Source organism: Streptomyces sp. AHA2 (assembly GCF_036857595.1).
Classification (GTDB): Bacteria; Actinomycetota; Actinomycetes; order Streptomycetales; family Streptomycetaceae; genus Streptomyces.
On sequence record NZ_JAUQWJ010000017.1, the window covers coordinates 44,673 to 67,965 of the forward strand.

At 75.1% G+C, this 23,293-nt stretch carries 4 protein-coding genes; all 4 read left to right on the forward strand.

Annotated features, from left to right (window positions below):
- The first annotated feature begins 521 nt into the window (after window positions 1-521).
- The 4 genes from Q5694_RS27070 to Q5694_RS27085 all read left to right on the forward strand — a co-directional run bounded on the left by Q5694_RS27070 (window position 522) and on the right by Q5694_RS27085 (window position 23,293).
- Window positions 522-881: a DUF805 domain-containing protein gene (locus Q5694_RS27070; RefSeq protein WP_333935998.1), complete on the forward strand. Its 360-nt coding sequence runs from the start codon at window positions 522-524 to the stop codon at window positions 879-881.
- 917 nt (window positions 882-1,798) lie between these two features.
- Window positions 1,799-2,923 carry a cytochrome P450 gene (locus Q5694_RS27075; RefSeq protein WP_333935999.1) on the forward strand — a complete coding sequence of 375 codons (1,125 nt, stop codon included), beginning with the start codon at window positions 1,799-1,801 and terminating at the stop codon, window positions 2,921-2,923.
- Between the two features lie 90 nt (window positions 2,924-3,013).
- A complete protein-coding gene (locus Q5694_RS27080) occupies window positions 3,014-4,369 on the forward strand; it encodes a serine hydrolase domain-containing protein (protein ID WP_333936000.1) in 1,356 nt (451 codons plus the stop codon).
- 270 nt (window positions 4,370-4,639) lie between these two features.
- Window positions 4,640-23,293 carry a non-ribosomal peptide synthetase gene (locus Q5694_RS27085; RefSeq protein WP_333936001.1) on the forward strand — a complete coding sequence of 6,218 codons (18,654 nt, stop codon included), beginning with the start codon at window positions 4,640-4,642 and terminating at the stop codon, window positions 23,291-23,293.

The following is a 23,293-nucleotide window of genomic DNA, read 5'->3' on the forward strand; positions in this document are numbered from 1 at the left end:
GGCGGTTCGGGCCAGAAGGAGTAGTCGCCGGAGCCACCGTGATCACTCGACCTCCCACGACCGAACGGCACGGACTCCACCACGAGTACGAGCTTCTGCGCGACCGCGACCTCGACCGCGTCCGCGTCCGCGTCCTCGTCCGCGTCCTCGTCATGAGGCGTGTGGCCGCCGAGGATTGCTCAGTGAGAATGCGGGACGAGGCAACGTTCGGAGATCGTTTCGGCTTCGGGAGAGTGTAGAAGAGGCAACGGATCACATACGTTTCGGACGCCGCCGGGTGTCGGCGAGGGAACTCCGCGCCGCTGTTCGGTGACCCGTCCGCCGCGGCACCGGTGATCTTGGTGGGATGTGTCCGGAAACGCTGGCCTCTCACCTCCTCCGGCGGGTCCGGGGAGTCCTGGGCGCCTCGCCGCGTCGGTGCACGTGAAACGGCTTTGACGGGACCCCGTCACCTCCGTACGGTCTGCGTCTGGCCGAATCCGAGTGGTGCGGCTTTCGCAATCGATCCCTGGGGGGACGCAATGAACTGGTTCATCGAGGTCGTGAAGAAGTACGCGGTGTTCAGCGGGCGCGCGCGCCGCAAGGAGTACTGGATGTTCGCGCTCTTCTACGCCCTCTTCGCCATCGTGGCCGCGGTCATCGACGGCGTGGTCTTCGGGACGCAGATCCTCAGCCTCGTGCTGGCCCTCGGCCTCCTGCTGCCGAGCCTGGGCGTCACGGTCCGCCGGCTGCACGACACCAACCGCAGCGGCTGGTGGATCCTGATCGGCTTCATTCCGCTCGTCGGCGCGATCGTCATGCTGGTCTTCCTGTGCCTCGAGGGCGAGGCCGGCAGCAACAAGTACGGCCACAACCCGAAGTTCGCCGGTTCCCACGCCTGACGCATCCAGGCACACACCGAGGCCGCCCGCCTTCCGGGCGGCCTCGGTTCGCTGTGTCGCCCTCGTTGACGCGAGTTGACAGAACCATTCCTTCCGGCCGCTTCCCGTCAGCGGCGTTTGGGGTGCCGTCAACCCCTGATTCGGCCGAATCGAGGGGCCGAAGGCCGCGTGGGCGGAGTCGCCACGTCGGTGGGGGTGGTCCCGGGTGTCGCGGCGCGGCCCGACTTTTTCTCCCCGCCCCTGGTTTGAGTGTGAATCGCCGGGATACACGCCCTCATTGGTGGGTGCTGAACGGCCATCTCCCCTTCGATTTCGGGGGGTTGCCATCCTGTGACCCAACGTGAAAACTGTGAGCGCACTCGGCCCGGACGGATCGTGTCGAAGCGCGTTCTTGGCACGTGAATCGAGGGACAGAGGAGTTCTGCGCAGGCTCACTGCGTGGGAGAAGTAACTGGGGGGACGTGGTGGTGTCTGCTAGGTGCCCTGGGCGCGTGTTGCCAGGCTGCGCACGTTCGGGCCTTTCCGCTGCTCGGCGGGCGTCCGGCCCGCTCGGAACCGCCGCCCCGCCGCCCCTGTTCTGTCCTCAGGTCCACTGACGCCCCGGCCGGGCACACCGCGAGCGGCGGATCTGCCGGTCGCCTCCAGTCGGGCGACCTGGTCGACCCGGCCGATCCGGCCGAGCCGCGCACCGGCCACGTGACGCCGAGCGGCAGGCACCCCACGGTGCCGCACCGATGCCCGCACCCGAACGGCCGCCGCTGCCCGCGGCCGGCCACGGCGCACCCGTCGGTGGCCCACCGCCGGGCCCGCGCGCTCTCATCCAAGGAGAAACGGTGACAAGCACACAACTGACCGGTGCCGAATCGCCACTTGACGAGTTACCCGGGCGATGGTGGTCCTTACACGGTGCCGGCCCCGTGACGTACGACGAGGAGCGGCGGCAGTGGCACGTCGTGGACCACCAGGGCGTCTCGTCGGTCCTGTCCGACCCGGCGACGTTCTCCTCCGACATGACGCCGATAGCCCCCACCCAGGAGGACTTCGCGGCCTTCACGCAGGGCAACTTCGTCGGCATGGACCCGCCGGAGCACCGCAAGCTGCGCACCCTGGTGAGCCAGGCCTTCACCCCGCGCGTGGTCCACGGACTCGCACCGCGCATCGAGGCCATCTGCGCGCGGCTGTTCGACGGCGTCGCCGACCGGGACCGCTTCGACCTGGTCGACACCCTCGCCTACCCGTTGCCGATCATCGTGATAGCCGAACTCCTCGGTATCCCCGCCGAGGACCACCGGCTGTTCCAGGAGTGGGCCGCGACCCTCTTCGGCGGCGACCAGCTCGGCGACAGCCTCGACATGGCCGACCTGGAACGGGCGCTGGAGGCCATCGCCCCCACCGTGCGCGAGATGAACGGCTACGTACTGGACCACATCCGGCACCGCCGTGCCCATCCCGGCGACGATCTGACCAGCAGACTCCTCACCGCCGAGGTCGACGGAACGCGGCTGGAGGACCAGGAGATCGTGGGGTTCGTCGCCCTGCTGCTGGTGGCCGGCCACATCACCACCACCGCCCTGCTCGGCAACGCCCTGGTCGCCTTCGACCGCCACCCCGGCACGCTCACCGCGCTGCGCCAGAACCCGGACGGGGTGCCGGACGCCGTGGAGGAGGTCCTGCGCTGGCTGCCGCCCTTTCCCGAGCTGGGCCGGCGCACCACCCGGCCGGTGGTCCTCGGCGGCCACGAGATCCCGGCCGACACCCTGCTGATGGTGCACCTGGGGGCCGCCAACCGTGACCCCTCCCGCTTCACCTCGCCGAACGTCTTCGACCCGGCCCGGGACCCCAATCCCCATCTGACCTTCGGTCACGGCATCCACTTCTGCTTCGGTGCCCCTCTGGCCCGGCTGGAAGCCCGCATCGCCCTGCAGATGATGATGGAACGTTTCTCCTCCATCGCGGTGCCCTCGTACGACGACGTCGTGTACCAGAACCCGGCCGTCATCGTCGGCGTGCGCCACCTGCCGATCTCCGTCACCAGGCCGTAGGGCACGTCGACGCGCACGTCCCGCACCGCTCACCCGCGGGCCGGCCGCGTCCCCCTCCCCGCACCCGCTCTCACCAGGAGTCACCTCCCCATGCCGTACTCGACCGCCGCTCCGGCCCTAGACAGGCCGTCGATCCCCTCGCACCAGGAACTGCGCAGCCATCTCGACTCCCTCGCACGCTTACACCGCGTGCCCGGGGCCCAGTTGGCCGTTCACACGGGCACCCGTGTCCTCAGCGTGCACACCGGCACGGCCGACGCCGTGGCGAACGCCCCGTTCACCGCGGAGACGGCCGTCCCCCTCGGTTCCGTCACCAAGGCCGCCACGGCCGCGGCGGTCCTGATCCTCGCCGACGACGGAGACCTGGACCTGGACGACCCCGTCGGCGACGTGCTGCCCGACCTGGCGACCGGGATACCCGACGTGACGGTGCGTCACCTGCTGAGTCACACCGCCGGTCTGCCCACCGGACCCGACTCGGACAGCGCCGTCGGCACCACCGCTTCCCGGTACCTCTCCGCGGTCTGCACCGCCCGCAACACCCTGTTCAGACCGGGCACCGGCTTCTCGTACTCCAACGCCGGCTACGTCGCCGCCGGCCGCATCCTGTCCGAAGTGACGGGCATGACCTGGCAGGAAGCGGTGACAGCGCTGGTCCTGGAACCCCTGGGCATCGTGCCCGCCTTCCTCGGCGACACCGCCCCCGCGCGGCCGGTCGCCAGCGGCCACGCCCTCAACACGGCCACGGGCCTGGTACGCCCGGCCCACCAGAACCTCGCCCCGGTGGAGGCCCCGGCCGGAGCCCTGCTGGCGAGCGCCGAGGACCTCGTCGCCCTGGGCAGGGCCGTGATCGGCAGGTCCGCCGCCTTGCCGGCCGCCGTCGCCGACCGGATGCGGCACCCCGAACCGGCCGCCGACCCCGGTGCACTGGCAGACGGCTGGGGGCTGGGCCTCGCGCTCTTCCGGCAGGACGACCGGGTGTGGTACGGCCATGACGGCAACGCCCAGGGCACCTCCTGCCACCTGCGGGCGGACCCCGACAGCGGTGTCGTCGTCGCCTTCACCGGCAACGCCGGCGCCGCCACCGGCCTGTGGCGCGACATCGCCGCGGAACTCGCCCGGATCGCCGGCATCCGCGTGCCCACCGCCGCGGCCGTGGGCGCCCGTCACGGCCTCCCCGTGGCGCTCCCGGACTGCGCCGGAACGTACCGCAACGGGGGCACCGAGTACACGGTCAAACTCGACGGGGACGGCAAGCCGACCCTGTCCGTCGACGGCGACTGCCCCCTGCCGCTGGTGTGCTACCCGGACCTGTCCTGCGACCTGGTGGACCCGGCCACGGACCGGGTCGAACCGGGCGGTCGTTTCCACCGCGACCCCGTCACCGGGATCATCGACCGCCTGCAGATCTCGGGACGCACCGCGCGCCGCACCGGCACCGGCTGACAGCGCCGCCGCGCAGGCTTCGACCGACCGCGCGACGCCGCCCACGCGGCGTCCGACCGCGCGCCTGCCCGCGTCGCCCGACCGCGCCGAACCGCTCCGTCCCACCGCAGCTGCGGACGGCGCCGTTCGACCGCGCGGCGCCGGCACGGCCCGGCCGCGCCCCGCACCCGCTCCGTACGCGAGGACCCCGCTCCGCTCCGGTGTGCCCACGGGCCGCCCGAACGGCGTGGCGTGTCCGCGCGCCGCCCCCGCCCGAAGGACTGCACCCCGATGACGGACCTGCACGCCCAGCGCCCCGCCCCGCCCGCCCCCGCGGCGGCCGGCACCGTCCCCCCGGCCCCCGCCGGCGACGTCGCCCGGCACGTGCCGCTCGGTGAGCTGTTCACCGGACGGGTGACGCGCGACCCGGACGCCCCGGCGGTCACCGACGGCCGGCGCACCTGGTCGTACGGAGAGCTCGCCCGGCGGGCCGGGCGGCTCGCCGCCCACCTCGCCGCGCGCGGCGCCGGGCCGGAGCGGACGGTGGCGCTGGTCCTGCCCCGCTCCATGGAACTGATCGCCGCAGAGCTGGCCGTGGCTCTCACCGGTGCCGCCTTCCTCCCCGTGGACCCCGGCTACCCGGCCGAGCGGCGGGCGCTGATGCTCGCCGACGCCGCGCCCGCCGTCGTCCTGGACGACCCCGACGGGGTCCGTGCACTGCTGGACGACGAAGACGACGGCGGCGGGGAGTACCGGCACGAGGTCCTCCCCGCGCGCCGGACGCTCCCCGACCACGCGGCCTACGTCATCTTCACCTCGGGCTCCACCGGTACTCCCAAGGGCGTCACCGTCACCCACCGCGGCATCGCCGGTTTCTCCGCCGCGGCCGCCGAACGCTACGCCGTCGGTCCCGGCGACCGGGTGCTGCAGTTCTCCTCGCCCAGCTTCGACGCCTCCGTGCTGGAGCTGTTCATCTCGGTGCTGTCCGGCGCCCTGCTGGTGGTCCCGCCGCACGGACCCTGGCTCGGCGACGAACTGGCAGCCGTCCTGGACGAACACCGCATCAGCCATGCCCTCATACCGCCGGCCGCCCTCGCCACGCTGCCCGACCCGGCGGACATCGGCGGCCTGCCCTCGCTGCGCACCCTGATCGTCGGCGCCGAGGCGTGCCCGGCCACGCTCGTCGACCGGTGGGCACCCGGCCGTCGCATGATCAACTCCTACGGGCCGACCGAGGCCACCATCGTCGCCACCTGGACCGGACCACTGGCCGCCGGCACCGGGACACCCACCATCGGCGGCCCGCTGCCCGGCACCGAGGCCCACGTCCTGGACGCGGCGCTGCGCCCGGTGCCCGCCGGCAGCGAGGGCGAGCTGTTCGTGGGCGGCGACGGCCTGGCCCGCGGCTACCTGGGCCGCCCCGGTCTGACCGCGGCGCGGTTCGTCCCCCACCCCTCCGGGCCGCCCGGTGCCCGGCTCTACCGCACCGGCGACCGGGTACGCCGACGCGCCGACGGCGAGCTGGAGTTCCTCGGCCGGGTGGACCGGCAGGTCAAGGTCCGCGGCTTCCGCATCGAGCCCGGCGAGATCGAAGCAGCACTGATCCGCGACCCGGAGGTGCGCGAGGCCGTCGTCGTGGTCCGCGACGAGGAACCCGCCCGCGGCCGCCTCATCGGCTACGTCACCCCCGCCGACCCCGCGCGCAGGCCCGAGCCGGCGCGGCTGCGGGCCGCTCTCACCGCCGCCCTGCCGGCCCACATGGTGCCCTCGGCCGTCGTCGTGCTGGACGCGCTGCCCCTCACCCCGCAGCACAAGATCGACCTGCGGGCGCTGCCCGCCCCCGGTGGCGTGGCCGCCGAGCAGCACGTCGAACCGCGCACCGACGAGGAACGCACCCTGGCCGCGATCTGGGCCGACGTCCTCGGCGTCGGAACCGTCGGCGTGAGCGACGACTTCTTCGACCTCGGCGGCGACTCGATCCTCGCGGCCCGCACGCTGACCCGCGTCCGGGAGGCCCTCGGCGTGCGGCTCTCCCTGCGCGACGTGTTCACCGCGCGGACCGTCGCCGCGCTCGCACCGCTGACCGCCGGGCCGTCCGCCACCGCCCCGCCGGAGCCGATCCCCTCCGCCCCGCGGGCGCAGCCCGTCCCGCTGTCCGGCGCGCAGCGGCGCCTGTGGTTCCTCGACGACCTCGCCGACGGCGGCACCGAGTACAACACCGGCGTGGCCCTGCGGCTGTGCGGCCCCCTCGACACGTCCGCCCTGCAACGGGTCCTGTACCGGCTCGCGGCCCGCCACGACTCCCTGCGCACCACCTTCGCCACCGTCGACGGACAGGGTGTCCAACTCGTCGCCCCCGAGCCGGACCTGCCGCTGCGCACCGCCGACGCCGGGCACGTTCCCGAGGACCGGCGGGACCAGGCCGTCGAGCGCCTGCTGACCGAGGAACTGTGCCGGCCCCACGACCTGACGACCGGGCCCCTGACGCGGGCGCTGCTCGTCCGCCGGGGACCCGAGGACCACGTACTGCTGCTGGCGCAGCACCACATCGTCACCGACGGCTGGTCGGTCGGCGTCCTCACCCGGGATCTCGCGGCGCTCTACCGCGCCGAGGCCGCAGGCGAACCCGACGGCCTGCCCCGGCAGGACGTGCAGTACCCCGACTTCGCCCTGTGGGAGCGCGAGCGGCACACCGCCGGCGCCCACGCGGACGACCTCGCCTACTGGAGACGTCACCTCGCCGGTCTCCAGCAACTCGACCTGCCCACCGACCGGCCGCGTCCCGCGGTGCGCACCACCGCGGGCGCGGCACACCGCCAGGACCTGCCGCGCCACCTCGTGGACCGGCTGCGGCAGCTGGCCGCGGGCCGGGACACCACCGTCTTCACGGTGCTCGCCGCGGCGGCGGCCGTGCTGTTCGCCCGCTACTCCGGCCAGCGGGACGTAGTGTTCGGCACCGTCACCAACGGGCGCGACCGCCGCGAACTGGAGGATGTGACGGGCTTCTTCGCCAACACGGTCGTACTGCGCGGCGAGGTCGACGACACCGCCACGGTGGACCGGTTCGTGCAGACCATGCGCGCGACCGTGCTGGACGCCTTCGCCCACGACGGCGTGCCCTTCGACCGGGTGGTCGAGGAACTGGCCCCGCCCAGAGACCCCAGCCGCACCCCGCTGGTGCAGGCGCTCGTGGTCCAGCAGGCGGCGCCCGCCCGGCCGCCGGTCGCCGCCGGGGTCCGCATCGAGGACCATCCGCTGCCCCGCCCGGCCGCCCGCTTCGACCTCGTGCTGGAGTTCGCACCGCGCGCCGACGGCGGCCAGGAGCTGACGGTCGAGTACAACACCGACCTGTTCGAGACGGCGACCGTGGCCCGGATGGCCCGGCAACTGCGGCATCTGCTCGAAGGCATGGCGGACGGCCCGCACCGGACGCTGGCCGAACTCCCGCTGCTGTCCGACGACGAGCGGCGCATGCTCCTCGACTCCTGGAACCCGCCCGCGTCGGCCGCCGACCCGGCCGGCGGCGCCACGCTGCCCGCGCTCTTCGAGGAGCAGGTGGCCCGAACTCCCGACCGCACGGCGGTGACCTGCGGCGATACCCGGCTGGACTACGCCGGGCTGAACCGGCGTGCCAACCGTCTCGCCCGGCTGCTCGCGGCGCGGGGCGCCGGACCGGAGACCCTGGTGGCACTGTGCCTGCCGCGCACCGCCGACCTGCTGCCGGTGCTGTGGGCCGTGCTGAAGTCGGGCGCCGGGTACCTGCCCGTGGACCCCGCCTACCCGGCCGAGCGCATCCGCTTCATGCTCGCCGACGCGGCCCCCGCCCTCGTCCTCGCCACCCGGGAAACGGCGCACGCGCTCCCCGGGGACTGCGCGCCGCTGCTCCTGGAGGACATCGCGCCCTTCGACGCCGACGGCCCCATCCCGACCGACGGTGACACCCCGGCCCCGACCGACGCCGACGCCGCCGATCTGGGCGACGCCGACCGGACGGCACCGCTCCACCCTTCCCACCCCGCCTACGTCATCTACACCTCCGGCTCCACCGGGCGGCCGAAGGGCGTGGTCGTCCCCCACCGCAGCGTGGCCGCGCTGGCCGCCTGGGCCGGAGACACGTTCGGTGCGCGCGGGTTCTCCCACGTCATCGCCTCGACCTCCCTCAACTTCGACGTGTCCGTCTTCGAGCTGCTGTGCCCCCTGCTGGCCGGCGGCAGCGTCGAAGTGGTCGCCGACCTCACCGCCCTCGCCGACCTCCCCGCCCCCACCGCCGGCTCCGGCCCGCGCCGGGCCGGGCTGCTCAGCGGCGTACCGTCCGCGCTGTCCCGGGTGCTCGGCGGCGACGGCACCCTGCAGGCGGACACCGTCGTCCTGGCCGGCGAGGCCCTGCCCGCCCGGACCGTCCGGGACATCAAGGACGCCATGCCCGCGGCCGAGGTGGCGAACATCTACGGCCCCACCGAGGCCACCGTCTACGCCACCGCCTGGTTCGCCGGCGGCACCGTCCCCGAGCAGGCCCCTCCCATCGGCCGTCCCGTCGCCCGCACCCGCGCCTACGTACTGGACCGCCTGCTGCGCCCCCAGCCGCCGGGCGTCACCGGCGAGCTGTACCTGGGCGGCGGCGGACTCGCACGCGGTTACCTGCACCGCCCCGGCCTGACCGCCGCCCGCTTCGTCGCCGACCCGTTCGGCGCGCCCGGGGACCGCATGTACCGCACGGGCGACCTGGTGCGCTGGAGCGCCGACGGCCGGCTCGAGTACCTCGGCCGCATCGACCAGCAGGTCAAGGTGCGTGGCTTCCGCATCGAACTGGGCGAGGTGGAGGAGGCCCTGCGCGCTTGTGCGGGCGTCGCCGAGGCGGCCGCCACCGTCCGCGACGGTGACGGCCACCGCCGCCTGGCCGGCTACGTCGTCCCCGCTCCCGGCGCCGAGGTGGAGCCCGAGACCGTACGCCGCGAACTCGGGCGCACCCTGCCCGACTACATGGTCCCCTCGGCCGTCGTGGTGCTGCCCGCCCTGCCGCTCAACCCCAACGGCAAACTGGACCGCGGCCGGCTCCCCGATCCGGCGCCCGCCGCCCACGCCACCCGCCACGTCGCGCCCCGCACCCCCACCGAACGCACGCTCGCCGCCATCTGGGCCGGCGTCCTGCACGTGGAGCGGGTCGGAGCGGACGACAACTTCTTCGCGCTGGGCGGCGACTCCATCCTCGGCATCCAGGTCGTGGCGCAGGCCCGGCAGGCGGGCCTGTCGATCACCTCACGGGACGTCTACCAGCACCAGACGCTCGCCGCCCTGGCCCGCCGCGCCGACGAGACGGGCAGCCGGCGCAGAGCCGTCCCGTCCGCCCCCGTCGAGGCCACCGGGGCCGCGCCGCTGACGCCCATCCAGCACTGGCTCTTCGACAGCGCCGCCGAACGGGCCGGGCACTTCGCCCAGACGCTCTCGCTGGAACTGCCCGCCGACGTCCAGGAGAGCGCGCTCCAGGCCGCCCTCGACGACGTGGTCTCCCACCACGACGCGCTGCGCTCCCGCTTCCTCGCCGACGGCACGGGCGTACGGTGGCTGATCGACGGCCCGGCCGCGCGCTGCCGCCTCATCCGCCACACCGGCCCGGACACCGACACCCCGCACCTCGGGCCGTACGACCTGGCCCACGGTCCGCTGCTGCGGGCCGTCCTGCACGACCGGGGCCACGGACGGCCCCCCGTGCTGCACCTGTCCGTCCACCACCTCGTCGTGGACGGCGTCTCCTGGCGCCTGCTCCTCGAAGACCTGGAACGCGCCTACGACGCCCGCCGCGAGGGCCGGGACGGCGCCGCCGCGCTGCCCGGCAAGTCCTCCCCGCTGCGGCAGTGGGCCGAACGCCTGGCCGCGCACACCTCCGCCGGAGGCTTCGACGCGGAGAAGGCGTACTGGATCCGGGAGACCGAAGGCGCCCGGACGGCCCTGCCCGCCGACCGGGACGGCACCGACACCTACGCCTCCCAGCGCTCGGTGACGGTGCGGATCGGCCCCGAGGACACCGACCTGCTGCTGCGGACCCTGCCCGAGACGTACCGCACCCGGGCCAACGACGTCCTGCTCGCCGCCCTCGGCCGGGTGCTGTGCGGCTGGAGCGGGCACGAACGCGTCCTGGTCGACGTCGAAGGACACGGCCGCGAGGACCTGTTCGGCGACGTCGACACCAGCCGCACCGTCGGCTGGTTCACCACCCGCCACCCCGTCGCCCTGGCCGTGCCGTCCGAGGCGGGCTGGGACAGCGTGCTCAAGCAGGTCAAGGAACACCTGCGCGCCGTGCCCCGGCACGGCATCGGCCACGGCTCCCTGACCCTGCCGGGCCGGGGCGGCGCACCCCTGCCCGCGACCAGCGCGCAGATCAGCTTCAACTACCTCGGCCGGTTCGGCCTGTCCGACACCTCCGAGGGCCTGTACCGAGGGCTCGTCCGCCCGCTGGAGCTGGACGCCGATCCCGCGTCGACGCGGCCGCACCCCCTGGAGGTCGTGGGACGGCTGGACGGCGACAGCCTCGAGTTCACCTGGTTCTACTCCGACCGGTTGCACCGGCCGGAGACCGTCGCCGGCCTCGCGGAACGCTACGCCGACGCGCTGGCCGGTCTCGCCCGGTACGCGGCCCGCCCCGGCGCCGCCGGACGCACCCCCTCGGACTTCCCGCTGGCCCGGCTCGACCAGAGCCACGTCGACCGCATCACGGGGGAGGACCCCGCCGGCGTCGAGGACGTCCACCCCCTCACGCCCACTCAGGCCGGCATGCTCTTCCACCGGCTCTCCCAGGACGACCGCGGGGTGTACTTCCAGCAGCTGACGTTCGTCCTGGACGGCGTGCCCGATCCGCAGGTGCTGGCGGACGCCTGGCAGGAGGTCACGGACCGCACCCCGGTGCTGCGTGCGCGGGTGGTGTGGCAGGACGTGCCCGAGCCGCTGCTCGTGGTGCAGCGCCGGGCAGCCGTGCCGGTGGAACTGCCCGACTGGCGCGGCCTGACCGCCGCCGAGCAGGACGAGCGGCTGCGCGACCTGCTCGACAGCGACCGCGCCCGGGGCGTCGACCTGACCCGCGCCCCGCTCCAGCGGCTGGTGCTGGCCCGGGTCTCCGACCGCGCGGTGCGTGTCGTGTGGTCCTTCGACCACCTGATCCTGGACGGCTGGAGCCTGTTCCAGGTCCTCTCCGACGTGTTCACCTGCCACGCGGGCGCGTCCGGCGGCACGCAGGTGCCGCCGTTGCCCGAGCGCCGCCCGTTCCGTGACTACGTCGCCTGGCTGCGGGAACGCGCCGACGCGGCCGAGGGCGAACGGCACTGGCGGACCCGCCTGAACGGCCTGGCCGAGACCACAGCGCTGCCCTTCGACCGCGAGCCCCGCGAGAGCCACCGCGCCGAGTCGACGGCGGCGGTCCGCGTCGCCCTGTCCGAGGCCGCCACGAAGGCGCTGCAGGACGTGGCCAGGACGGCGGGCCTCACGATGAGCACCCTCGTCCAGGGCGCCTGGGCGATGCTGCTGGGTCGTCAGGCGGGCCGCGACGAGGTGGTCTTCGGCACCACCGTCTCCGGCCGGCCGCCCGAGCTGCCCGGGGCCGACGCCATCACCGGCCTGTTCATCGCCACCCTGCCCACCCGCGTGACCGTGCCGCGCGACGAACCGCTGCTCACCTGGCTGGCCCGGCTCCAGCAGGAGCAGAGCGAGGACCGGCGCCACGACCACGTGCCGCTGCACCGCATGACGGCCTACACCGAACTGCCCGAACGGGCCGCCCTGTTCGACAGCATCGTCGTGTTCGAGAACTACCCGGTCGACGACGGCCTCGCCGCCGCGCACGGCCTCCGGCTCACCGGTCTGGACGGGATCGAGACCACCAACTACCCGCTCAGCCTGGTCGCCTACCCGGGCACGGAACTCGCCCTGCGCCTCGGCTACGACCCGGACCTCTTCGACGCCGCCACCGTCGAGCGGACGGCCGAGTACCTCACCGTCCTGCTGGAGGGCTTCGCCGCCACCCCGCGGCAGACCCCCGCACGCCTGTCCCTGCTGACGCCCGCCCGCCGCGAGCAGGTGCTGCACACGTGGAACGAGACGGCCACCGGTGCCCCCGCCGCGACCACTGCCGACCTCTTCACCGCGCAGGTGGAACGCACCCCCGACGCCGTCGCACTGCTGGCCGGCGCCGAGCGGCTGACGTACCGCGACCTCGACGCCCGGGCGACGCACCTGGCCGGCCGGCTGGCCGCGCTCGGGGTGCGTCCGGAGGTCGCCGTCGGCGTGCTGATGGACCGCTCGGTCGCCCTCGTGGTCACCCAGCTCGCCCTCGCCCGCCTCGGCGGCGTGTACGTCCCGCTCGACGGCCGCGCCCCCCGGGAACGGCTGCGCACCATGCTCGCCGAGGCCGGTGCCGCACTGCTGCTCACGGACGCCGAGTGGCACACCACGGCCGCCGGTCTCCTCCCCGAAGGACGCGTCCTGCGCCCGGACTCGGACACCGACGGCCCGGCCGCCGACCCCGCCACGGTGCCGCGCGTGCACCCGGACAACGTCCAGTACCTCATGTTCACCTCCGGCTCCACCGGTGCACCCAAGGGCGTGGCCGTACGGCAGCGGGACGTCGCCGCGCTCGCCCTGGACCGGGCGTTCGCCGGCCACGACCGCGTCCTCGTGCACTCGCCGCACGCCTTCGACGCCTCCACCTATGAGCTGTGGGTGCCGCTGCTGCGCGGCGGCACGGCCGTCCTCGCCCCGCCGGGCGACCTGGACGCCGCCGCCGTCCGCCACGTGATCACGGAACAGGGAGTGAGCTGCCTGTTCCTGACGATCGGCCTGTTCCGCCTGTTCGCCCAGGAGGACCCCGCCTGCCTGCGCGGCGCCCGGGAGGTGTGGACCGGCGGCGAGGCCGTGCCCGGCGCCGCCGTACGGCGCGTGCTGGACGCCTGCCCCGGCCTCACCGTCGTCGACGTGTACGGCCCGACGGAGACCACCACCTTCGCCACCCGCCGGCCCTTCCGCGCCGGTGACGCGCTGCCCGCGACACTCCCCATCGGCCGCCCCCTCGACGACACCCGCGTCTACGTCCTTGACGGCGCGCTCCAGCCGCAACCACCCGGAGTGCCGGGAGAGCTGTACCTCGCCGGCGCCGGACTGGCGCGTGGGTACGCCGGACGCCCCGGCGCCACCGCCGCCCGCTACCTGGCCGACCCCTACGGGCCGCCCGGCGGACGGATGTACCGCACCGGGGACATCGTGCGCTGGAGCGCCGACGGCGAACTGCACTTCGTGGGACGCGCCGACGACCAGATCAAGATCCGCGGTTTCCGCGTCGAGCCCGCCGAGATCGAGGCTCGGCTCACCGCCCACCCGGCGATCGCCGAGGCGGTGGTGTCGGTGTCCCGGCACGAGGGACGCAAACGCCTGATCGCACACCTGGTGCCGGCCCCCGGGGCGGACGTGCCGCAGGCGGCCGGGCTGCGTGACCACGTCGCCGCGGAACTGCCCGACTACATGGTCCCGGCCGCCTTCGTCACCCTGCCCGAGCTGCCCCTGACCACGAACGGCAAGGTCGACCGGCGCCGGCTGCCCGAACCCGAGTGGTCGGCCGCGGCCGACACCGCCCACCGCGCGCCGCGCACCGAGGCCGAACGGGTGCTCGCCGGCATCTGGACCGAACTGCTGGGCGTGGAACGGGTGGGCCTCGACGACCACTTCTTCATGCTGGGCGGCGACTCGATCGTCAGCATCCAGGTCGTCTCCCGCGCCCGCACCGCCGGGCTGGCGCTCACCCCGAGGGACCTGTTCCGCCACCCCGTGCTCGCCGACCTGGCCGCCGCGTCGACCGGGGCCGCCGCGACCGTGGCGGGCACCGGGCCGGTGTCGGGGGAGGTCGCTCTCACGCCGATCCAGCACTGGTTCCTCGACGCCGGGCTCCCGCGTCCGGAGTACTTCAACCAGTCGGTGGTCGTCCAGACGCCCGAGGACGCCGACCCCGGCGCGCTGCGCGCCGCCCTGGCCGCGCTGTGGACCCACCACGACGCCCTGCGCGCCCGCTTCACCCGCGCAGCGGACGGCACCTGGCACCAGTCGTACACCGCCACGGACACCGACGTTCCGGAACTGCTGCGGGTGCACGACCTGGGCGGCCGGGACGCCCAAGCCGCCGCGCAGGACGAGACCCGCCTCTCCCACGAGGCGCACACCGGCTTCCGGCTGGACACCGGGCCGCTGATCGCCGCCCGCCTCTTCACCGGCGGCGGCCGGCCGCCGCGCCTGCTACTGACGGCCCATCACCTGATCGTCGACGGCGTCTCCTGGCGCGTCCTGCTGGAGGACCTGGAGACCGCCTACCGGCAGGCCCGGGCCGGCGAGCCGGTCCGGCTGCCGCAGCGCACCACGTCCGTGCGGGAGTGGGTGCGGCGGCTCACCGCCCGCACCGGCGAGGCGGACCTCGCCGGGCAGCGCGCCCACTGGGCCGACGTCTCGCGGCACTGCGCCGAACCGCTGCCGGTGGACCTCGACGGCGGCAACACGGTCGCCGACCTGCGCGCCGTCACCGTACGTCTCGACCGGCAGCGCACCGAGGAGCTCCTGCGCAAGGTCCCCGGCGTGTACCGCACCCGCGTCGACGACGTCCTGCTGACCGCCCTCGGCCGCGTCCTGGCCGACTGGACCGGCCGCCGCACCGTCGCCGTGGGCCTGGAGGGCCACGGCCGTGAGGACCGGCACTTCGACGACGTCGACCTGTCCCGCACGGTCGGCTGGTTCACCAGCCTCTTCCCCGTAGCCCTCGACCTGCCCGAAGGGGACTGGGGCGCCGCGCTGAAGGCCGTGAAGGAACAGCTGAGGGCGGTGCCCGACCGGGGGATCGGCTACGGCGCCCTGCGCCACCTCGCGGACGACGAACGGCTCGCCGCCGCGCCGATGCCCGGCATCAGCTTCAACTACCTGGGCCGGTTCGACTGGTCCGCCGCCGACGCCGAGCTGGTCCGGGCCGTTCCCGGCGGCCTGGACGGCGCGGAGGACCCCGGGGCGCCGCGTCCGCACCTGCTGGACGTGGTGGCCCGCGTCGAGGACGACGAGCTGGAGATCACCTGGCACTACAGCGGCGGCCGCCACCGCGAGGAGACCGTCGCCTCCCTCGCCGAGGGCATGCTGCGCTCCCTGGAGGAGATCGTCGCGCACTGCGCCTCCCCGCAGGCCGGCGGCCGCACGCCGTCGGACTTCCCGCTGGCCCGGCTCGACCAGGCGGCCGTGGACCGGGTCGTGGGTGACGGCCGCGGCGTCGAGGACGTGTACCCGCTGACCCCGATGCAGGCGGGCATGCTGTTCCACAGCCTCATGGACCCCCGCGGCCGCACCTACGTCAACCAGGTGCAGGTCGTCCTGCACGGCGTCACCGACCCGCACGCCCTCGCCGGGGCGTGGCAGGACACGGCGGACGCCAACGCCGTCCTGCGCACCCGCCTGGTGTGGCAGGAGACGGCCGAACCCCTCCAGGTGGTGCAGCGGCGGGCCGCCGTGCCGGTCACCCACCACGACTGGACCGGGTGGAGCGCCGAGCGGTGCGCGCGCGAGACGGAAGCCCTGCTCGACGCGGACCGCGAAGCAGGGATCGACCTCGGCGCGGCCCCGCTGATGCGGCTGGCGCTGATCCGGCTGGCACCGGACCGGGTGCGCATGGTGTGGACGTTCCACCACGTGCTCCTCGACGGCTGGAGCGCGGCCCAGGTCTTCGACGAGGTGTGCGAACGGTACGCGGCCCGGACCGCCGGCCGCCGTCCGCAGGTGCCCGGCCGGGCCCCCTTCGCCCGCTACCTGGAGTGGCTGGCCGGCCAGGACACCGCCCGGGCGGAACAGCACTGGCGCGACACCCTCGCCGGATTCGCCGTGCCCACCGAACTGCCCCGCGACCGGCGCCCCGCCGACGCCCACCGCGCGTCCTCCTCGGGCACGGTGCGGGTGACTCTCGGCACGGAGGTGTCGGCGCGGCTGAGGGACACCGCCCAGCGGGCCGGGCTGACCGTCAACACGGTGCTCCAGGGCGCCTGGGGGCTGCTGCTGCACCACTACGGCGGCGGCGACGACGTCGTCTTCGGCACGACCGTGTCCGGCCGCCCGGCCGAACTGCCCGGCGTGACCTCCATGGTGGGGCTGTTCATCAACACCCTGCCCACCCGGCTGCGCGTCGACCGGCGGCGCCCCCTGCTGGAGTGGCTGCGCGAGCTGCAGGCCGCCCAGTCGGAGTCGCGCCGCCACGACTTCGTGTCCCTCGCCCAGTTGCAGTCGTGGAGCGAGGTGCCCGGCGGCACCGGCCTGTTCGACAGCATCGTCGTCTTCGAGAACTACCCGTTCGACGCGGGCGCCCTGGCCCGGCACGGACTCGCCGTCGAGCAGGAACGCGACGTCGAGCCGACCAGCTACCCGCTCAGCGTGGTCGTCGCCCCCGGCGACGACGTCACCGTCAGCCTCGACTACGACCCCGCCGCCTTCGACGCGGCCACCGTCGAGGGGATCGGCGCGAGCCTGCGCACCCTCCTGACGCAGGTCGCCGCCGGCGCCGACCGCAGCCTGGCCGACCTGGCCCCGCTCGAACCGGCCGCCGGACGCCGCCTGCTGGACCGCCTCGCCGGACCGGGCGCGCCGCTCCCGCGGCGTACGCTGCCGGACGCGTTCGCGGCCCAGGCCGCCCGCACCCCCGACGCGCCCGCCGTCAGCGCCGGCGGCGACCACCTCACGTACCGGCAGCTCGACGAGCGCGCCAACCGGCTCGCCCGCCTGCTGATCGAGGCCGGGGCCGGACCCGAGCGGTTCGTCGCCCTGGCCCTGCCCCGCACCGCCGACCTGATCGTGGCACTTCTGGCGGTCCTCAAGAGCGGCGCCGCCTACCTGCCCGTCGACCCCGGATACCCGGCGGAGCGCATCGCGTTCCTCTTCGAGGACGTACACCCCGACGCGGTGATCACCTGCGCGGAGACCTCCGCGCGGCTGCCGGACGGCCCGTACGCGCGGATCGCCCTGGACGACCCGGCCTGCGCCGCCCGGCTGGCCGCCGCGTCCGCCGCGCCCGTCGGCGACGACGAGCGGCGGGCCCGGCTGCTGCCGGACCACCCCGCCTACGTCATCCACACCTCCGGCTCCACCGGCCGGCCCAAGGGCGTCGTCGTCCCGCACGCCTCGGTGGTGGCGCTGACCGACTGGGCCGCCGCCGAGTTCACCGGCCGCGGGCTCGCCCACGTGGTGGCCTCCACCTCGCTCAACTTCGACGTGTCGGTGTTCGAGATCTTCTCGCCGCTGCTGGCGGGCGGCCGGGTGGAGGTCGTCCGCGACCTGCTGGCCCTCGCCGAGCGGCCCGAGCCCTGGCGGGCGGGCCTGCTCAGCGCCGTGCCCTCCGCCCTCGGCAGGCTGCTGGCCGAGGACACCGTGCACGTCGGCGCCGACACCGTCGTCCTGGCCGGCGAGGCCCTGCCCGCCCACGCCGTCCAGCAGGTGCGCGCGGCGATCCCCGGCTGCCGCGTGATGAACATCTACGGCCCCACCGAGGCCACCGTCTACGCCACCGCCTTCACCTGCGACCCGGCCGACCCCGACCGGGTCCCGCCCATCGGCCGGCCCGTCGGCGGAGCCCGCGCCTACGTCCTCGACGCCCGCATGCGGCCGGTGCCCGTCGGGGCGCCCGGTGAGCTGTACCTCGCCGGAACGGGGGTGGCCCGCGGCTACCTGAACCGGCCCGGCCTGACCGCCGGCCGCTTCCTCGCCGACCCCTTCGGCCCGCCCGGCGGCCGCATGTACCGCACCGGCGACCTGGTCCGCTGGACCGCCGACGGCGACCTGCTGTACCTGGGCCGCACCGACGACCAGGTGAAGGTGCGCGGCTTCCGCATCGAACTCGGCGAGCTGGAGGCCGCGCTGGCCCGGCACCCGCAGGTCGCCGCGGCCGCCGCCCGTGTCGTCGAACACGACGGCCACAAGCGCCTCGTCGGCTACGCGGTGCCGCGCGGCGGCGACCTCCCGGCGCCGGCCGAACTGCGGGCGTTCCTCGCCGGGACCCTGCCCGACCACCTGGTCCCGGCGGCCGTGGTGCCCCTGGAGCGGCTGCCGCTGGGCGCCACCGGCAAGCTGGACCGGCGCGCCCTGCCGGAACCGGAGTGGTCCGCTGCCGTCACCCCGCAGGACACCCGGCCGCCGAGCACCGCCACCGAGCGGGCCCTCGCCGGGATCTGGGCCGAGGTGCTGGGCGTGCCCGAAGTGGGCGCGACCGACAACTACTTCGCGCTCGGCGGCGACTCCATCCTCGGCATCCAGATCGTCTCCGCGGCCCGCCGGGCCGGACTGGCCCTCACACCCCGGCACCTGTTCCAGTACCAGACGGTCGCCGAACTCGCCGCTGCGGTCGACGAGTCACCGGCCGGTCCCGCCACCGTCGTGGCCGACCAGGGCCCGGTCGTCGGGGACGTCCCCCTCACGCCCGTGCAGCACTGGCTGTTCGACACCCTCACCGGTGATCCGGCCCGCTTCACGCAGGCGGTTTCCTTCGAGGTGGCGCCCGACACCGAGGAGACACTGCTGCGCGCCGCCCTCGCCACGGTGCTGGAGCAGCACGACGCGCTGCGCATGCGCTACGAACCGGCCGGTGAGGGCCGATGGAGGCAGCTCGGCACACCGCCCGGCACCGAGCCGCACCTGGAGGTGCACGCGCCCGGGGACCCGGCCGCCGTCGCCGCCGGACTGTGCGCGGGGTTCGACCTGGCGCGCGGGCCGCTGCTGAAGGCCGCCCTGTGCCACCGGGACGGCGACCGGCCGCCCGTCCTGCTGCTGGCCGCCCACCACCTGGTCGTCGACGCGGTGTCCTGGCGGGTCATCCTCGAAGACCTCGCCACCGCCCACCGGGCGCTGCGCGCCGGCGAGACCCCCGACCTGGGCGCGAAGACCACCTCCTTCCGCGACTGGGCCCGGCGCCTGGCCGCGCACACCGCCGACGGCGGCTTCGACGACGAGGTCACCCACTGGAGCGCCCTGCACCCGACGGCCCTGCCGACCGACCTCCCCGGCGGCAACACCGCCGCCGACGAGGAGACCGTGACGGTGAGCCTCGACGCCGAGGAGACCGAGCGCCTGCTGAAGGAGGTCCCCGAGGCCTACCGCACGCGCGTCAACGACGTCCTGCTGTGCGCGCTCGGCCGGGTCCTCGCCCGCTGGACCGGACAGGACCGGGTGGTGGTCGCCCTGGAGGGCCACGGCCGCGAAGACCTCTTCGACGGGGTCGACCTCTCCCGCACCGTCGGCTGGTTCACCACCATGTTCCCCGTGGGCCTCGACGTGCCCCGCGACGCGGACCTCGGCACCGCGCTCAAGGCCGTCAAGGAGAACCTGCGGGCCGTACCGCGCGGGGGAGTGGGCTACGGCGCGCTGCGGCACCTGCACCCGGCGGGACCCGAACTGCCCGACCTGCCGCAGGTGGGCTTCAACTACCTCGGGCAGCAGGACTGGAGCGCCACCGGGGACGGACTGCTGCGCGCGCCCCACGAGGGCCTGACCGGCGGCATGGACCGCTCGGCGGACCGGCCCCACCTCATCGACGTGCTCGGCCGGGTCACCGACAAGCGGCTCGAGTTCACCTGGTCGTACTCCCGCGCGGCGCACCGGCGGGACACCGTCGCCCGCCTCGCCGAGGAGACGGCCGGGGAACTGCGCCGCATCGTCCGGCACTGCGCCGAGCCCGGCGCGGGCGGCCGCACCCCGTCCGACTTCCCGCTGGCCGCACTGGACCAGGCCGCCGTCGACCGGCTCGTCGGCGACGGGCAGGACGTGACGGACGTCTACCCGCTGACCCCCACCCAGACCGGCATGGTCGTGCACGGCATGGACGAGCCCGGCGAGGGCCTGTACGTCGAGCAGATCACCTTCGTCGCCGACGGCGTGCGCGAGCCCGCACTGCTGGCGGACGCCTGGCAGCACGTCGTGGACGCCACGCCCGTGCTGCGCAGCGCCGTCGCCCTGACCGGGGTGCAGGCGCCGCTGCAGACCGTGCACCGCCACGTCCCCCTGCCCGTCACCCGGCTCGACTGGAGCGACCTCGACCCGGCGCGGCGGGAGGGCGCGCTGAAGCGGCTGCTCGACGAGGACCGCGCCCGCGGCATCGACCTGCACCGCCCCCCGCTGCTGCGCGTCACCCTGATCCGGCTCGGCCCGGACCAGGTGCGCGTGGTGTGGACCTTCCACCACGTGCTGCTGGACGGCTGGAGCGTCTTCCACGTGCTGTCGGACGTCCTTCAGGCGCACGCCGCGCTCGCCGCAGGGACCGAGCCGCGGCTGCCGCGGCGGCGGCCCTTCGCGGACTACGCCGCCTGGCTGGCCGGCCGGGACACCGCGGCCGCCGAGGAGCACTGGAAGTCCGCCCTCGCCGGGTACACGGCGCCGACCCCGCTGCCGTACGACCGCCGGCCCGCCCCGGGCGCCGCCGCCCGGTCGGGCACCTGGCTGTCGCAGCGGCTCGACGCGGCGGGCACCGCGCGGCTGACGGACTTCGCCCGCCGGCACCGGCTCACCCTCAACACTTTGGTGCAGGGCGCCTGGGCGCTGCTGCTGGCGCGCTTCGGCGGCGAGCGGGAGGTGTGCTTCGGCACCACCGTCTCCGGCCGGCCCGCCGACCTGCCGGGCGCGGACACCATCACCGGCCTGTTCATCACCACCCTGCCCGCGCGGGTCACGGTGGACGAGGCCACGCCGTGCACCGCCTGGCTGCGGGAGCTGCAGGCCGCCCGCGCCGAGGACCGGCGCTTCGACCACGTGCCGCTGACGGACCTCCACCAGTGGAGCGAACTGCCCCCCGGCACACCCCTGTTCGACAGCCTGCTGGTGTTCGAGAACTACCCGGTCGGCGACGCCACCGCCGGTGCGCACGGCGTGCGCCTGCGCGGCCTGGACGCCCGCGAGGCGACCAACTACCCGCTCACCGTGGTGATTTCGCCCGGCGACGAGCTGAGCGTGGAACTCGGCTACGACCCGCGGTACTTCGAGGAGACCACGGCCGGGGCACTGGCCGCGCGGCTCATGCACGCCCTGACCGACCTGGCCGCGTCCGGTGACGAGACGCCGCTGCACGGGGTGGACGTGCTGCCGCCCGCCGAACGCCACCGGCTGCTGCACGGACCCGCCCGCCCGCACCTGGCGCCACCGCCCCCGGCGACGCTGCCCGCCCTGATCGAGGCCGCCGTCGACCGGTGGCCCGACCGACTCGCCCTGGACGCGGGGGAGCCGACCCTCACCTTCGCCGAGACGGAGGCCCGGGCCAACCTGCTCGCCCACCGGCTGATCGCTCGCGGTGCGGGGCCCGGCGACATCGTCGCGCTGGTCCTGCCGCGCTCGGCGGACATGGTCCTCGCCCAGCTCGCCGTGGCCAAGGCGGGCGCCGCGTTCCTCCCGGTGGACCCCGGCTACCCGGCCGAGCGGGTCGCGCTGATGCTGCGCGACGCGCGGCCCGCCGTCACGCTGACCGCCGAGGAGGTCGCCGGCCTGCTCGCCGCGCCGCCCGGCGGCACGCCCGGCCACCGGCCCGCCGACACCGACCGCGTCCGCCCGCTGCACCTCGACGACCCGGCGTACGTCATCTACACCTCCGGCTCCACCGGCACCCCCAAGGGGGTCGTCGTCACCCACCGGGGACTGGCCGCGTTCGCCGCCGCCGAGGCCGCGCACTACCAGGTGAGCGCCGGGGACCGCGTGCTGGCCTTCGCCACGCCCAGCTTCGACGCCTCGGTACTGGAGCTGTGCATGTCCCTGCCGCACGGCGCGGCACTCGTCGTACCCCCGCAGGGCCCGCTGCTCGGCGCCGAACTGGCCGGCGTCCTGCGCGGCGCGCGCATCACGCACACCCTGCTGCCGCCCGCCGCGCTCGCCACCCTCCCGCCGGACACCCCCGGCACCCTGCCCGACCTGCACACCCTGATCGTCGGCGCGGACGCCTGCCGGGCCGAACTGGTCGCCCGGTGGGCACCGCACCACCGCATGGTCAACTCCTACGGGCCCACCGAGGCCACCGTCGTCGCCACCTGGTCCGATCCGCTGGAACCGGACGGCGCCGCACCGCCCATCGGCCGCGCCCTGCCCGCCACCGCCGCCTACGTCCTCGACGATCGCCTGCGCCCCGTCCCCGACGGCGTGCCCGGCGAACTGTGGCTCGCCGGACCGGCCCTGGCCCGCGGCTACCTGGGCCGCCCCGGCCTGACCGCGACCCGCTTCACCGCCGACCCGTTCGGGCCGCCCGGCGCCCGCATGTACCGCACCGGTGACCTCGTGCGCCGCGACACCCGCGGCGAACTGCACTACCTGGGCCGCACCGACCACCAGCTCAAGCTGCGCGGCCACCGCATCGAGGCCGGCGAGGTGGAGGCCACCCTGGTGCGCCACCCGGCCGTCCTGGACGCCGTGGTGAGCGTGCGGGAGGACGAACCGGGGCTGCCGCGCCTGGTGGCCCACGTGCTCGTCGCCCCCGGCGCCGAACCGCCCACCGGCGCCGACCTGCGGGCGCTGGCCGCCCGCACCCTGCCCGGCCCGATGGTGCCCTCGGCGTTCGTGGTCATGGACCGCTTCCCGCTGACGGAGAACGGCAAGACCGACCGGGCCGCGCTGCCCGCCCCCGGCCCGGCGACGCGGCAGCCGGACGCCGGGTACGTACCGCCCCGCACACCCACCGAGGAGGCCGTCGCCGCCCTGTGGGAGGAGGCCCTGGAGACCACCGTGGGCGCGGAGGACGACTTCTTCGCCCTGGGCGGCGACTCCCTGCGCGCCCTGCTGATCACCTCCCGCGCCAACGACGCCTTCGGCGTGCACCTCACGCCCCGCGACGTCCTGGTGGGCCGCACCGTCGCCGCCCTGGCGGACCTGGTGGAGGAACAGGTGCTGAGCGAACTCGAAGACGCCGCACGCGGCGACAGCGACCACGAAGAACGGTGA

Bases quoted from the DNA above. Each gene is read 5' to 3' on its own strand.
- Q5694_RS27080 (WP_333936000.1), top strand. From the start codon at position 3,014: ATGCCGTACTCGACCGCCGCTCCGGCCCTAGACAGGCCGTCGATCCCC.
- Q5694_RS27070 (WP_333935998.1), top strand. From the start codon at position 522: ATGAACTGGTTCATCGAGGTCGTGAAGAAGTACGCGGTGTTCAGCGGG.
- Q5694_RS27085 (WP_333936001.1), top strand. From the start codon at position 4,640: ATGACGGACCTGCACGCCCAGCGCCCCGCCCCGCCCGCCCCCGCGGCG.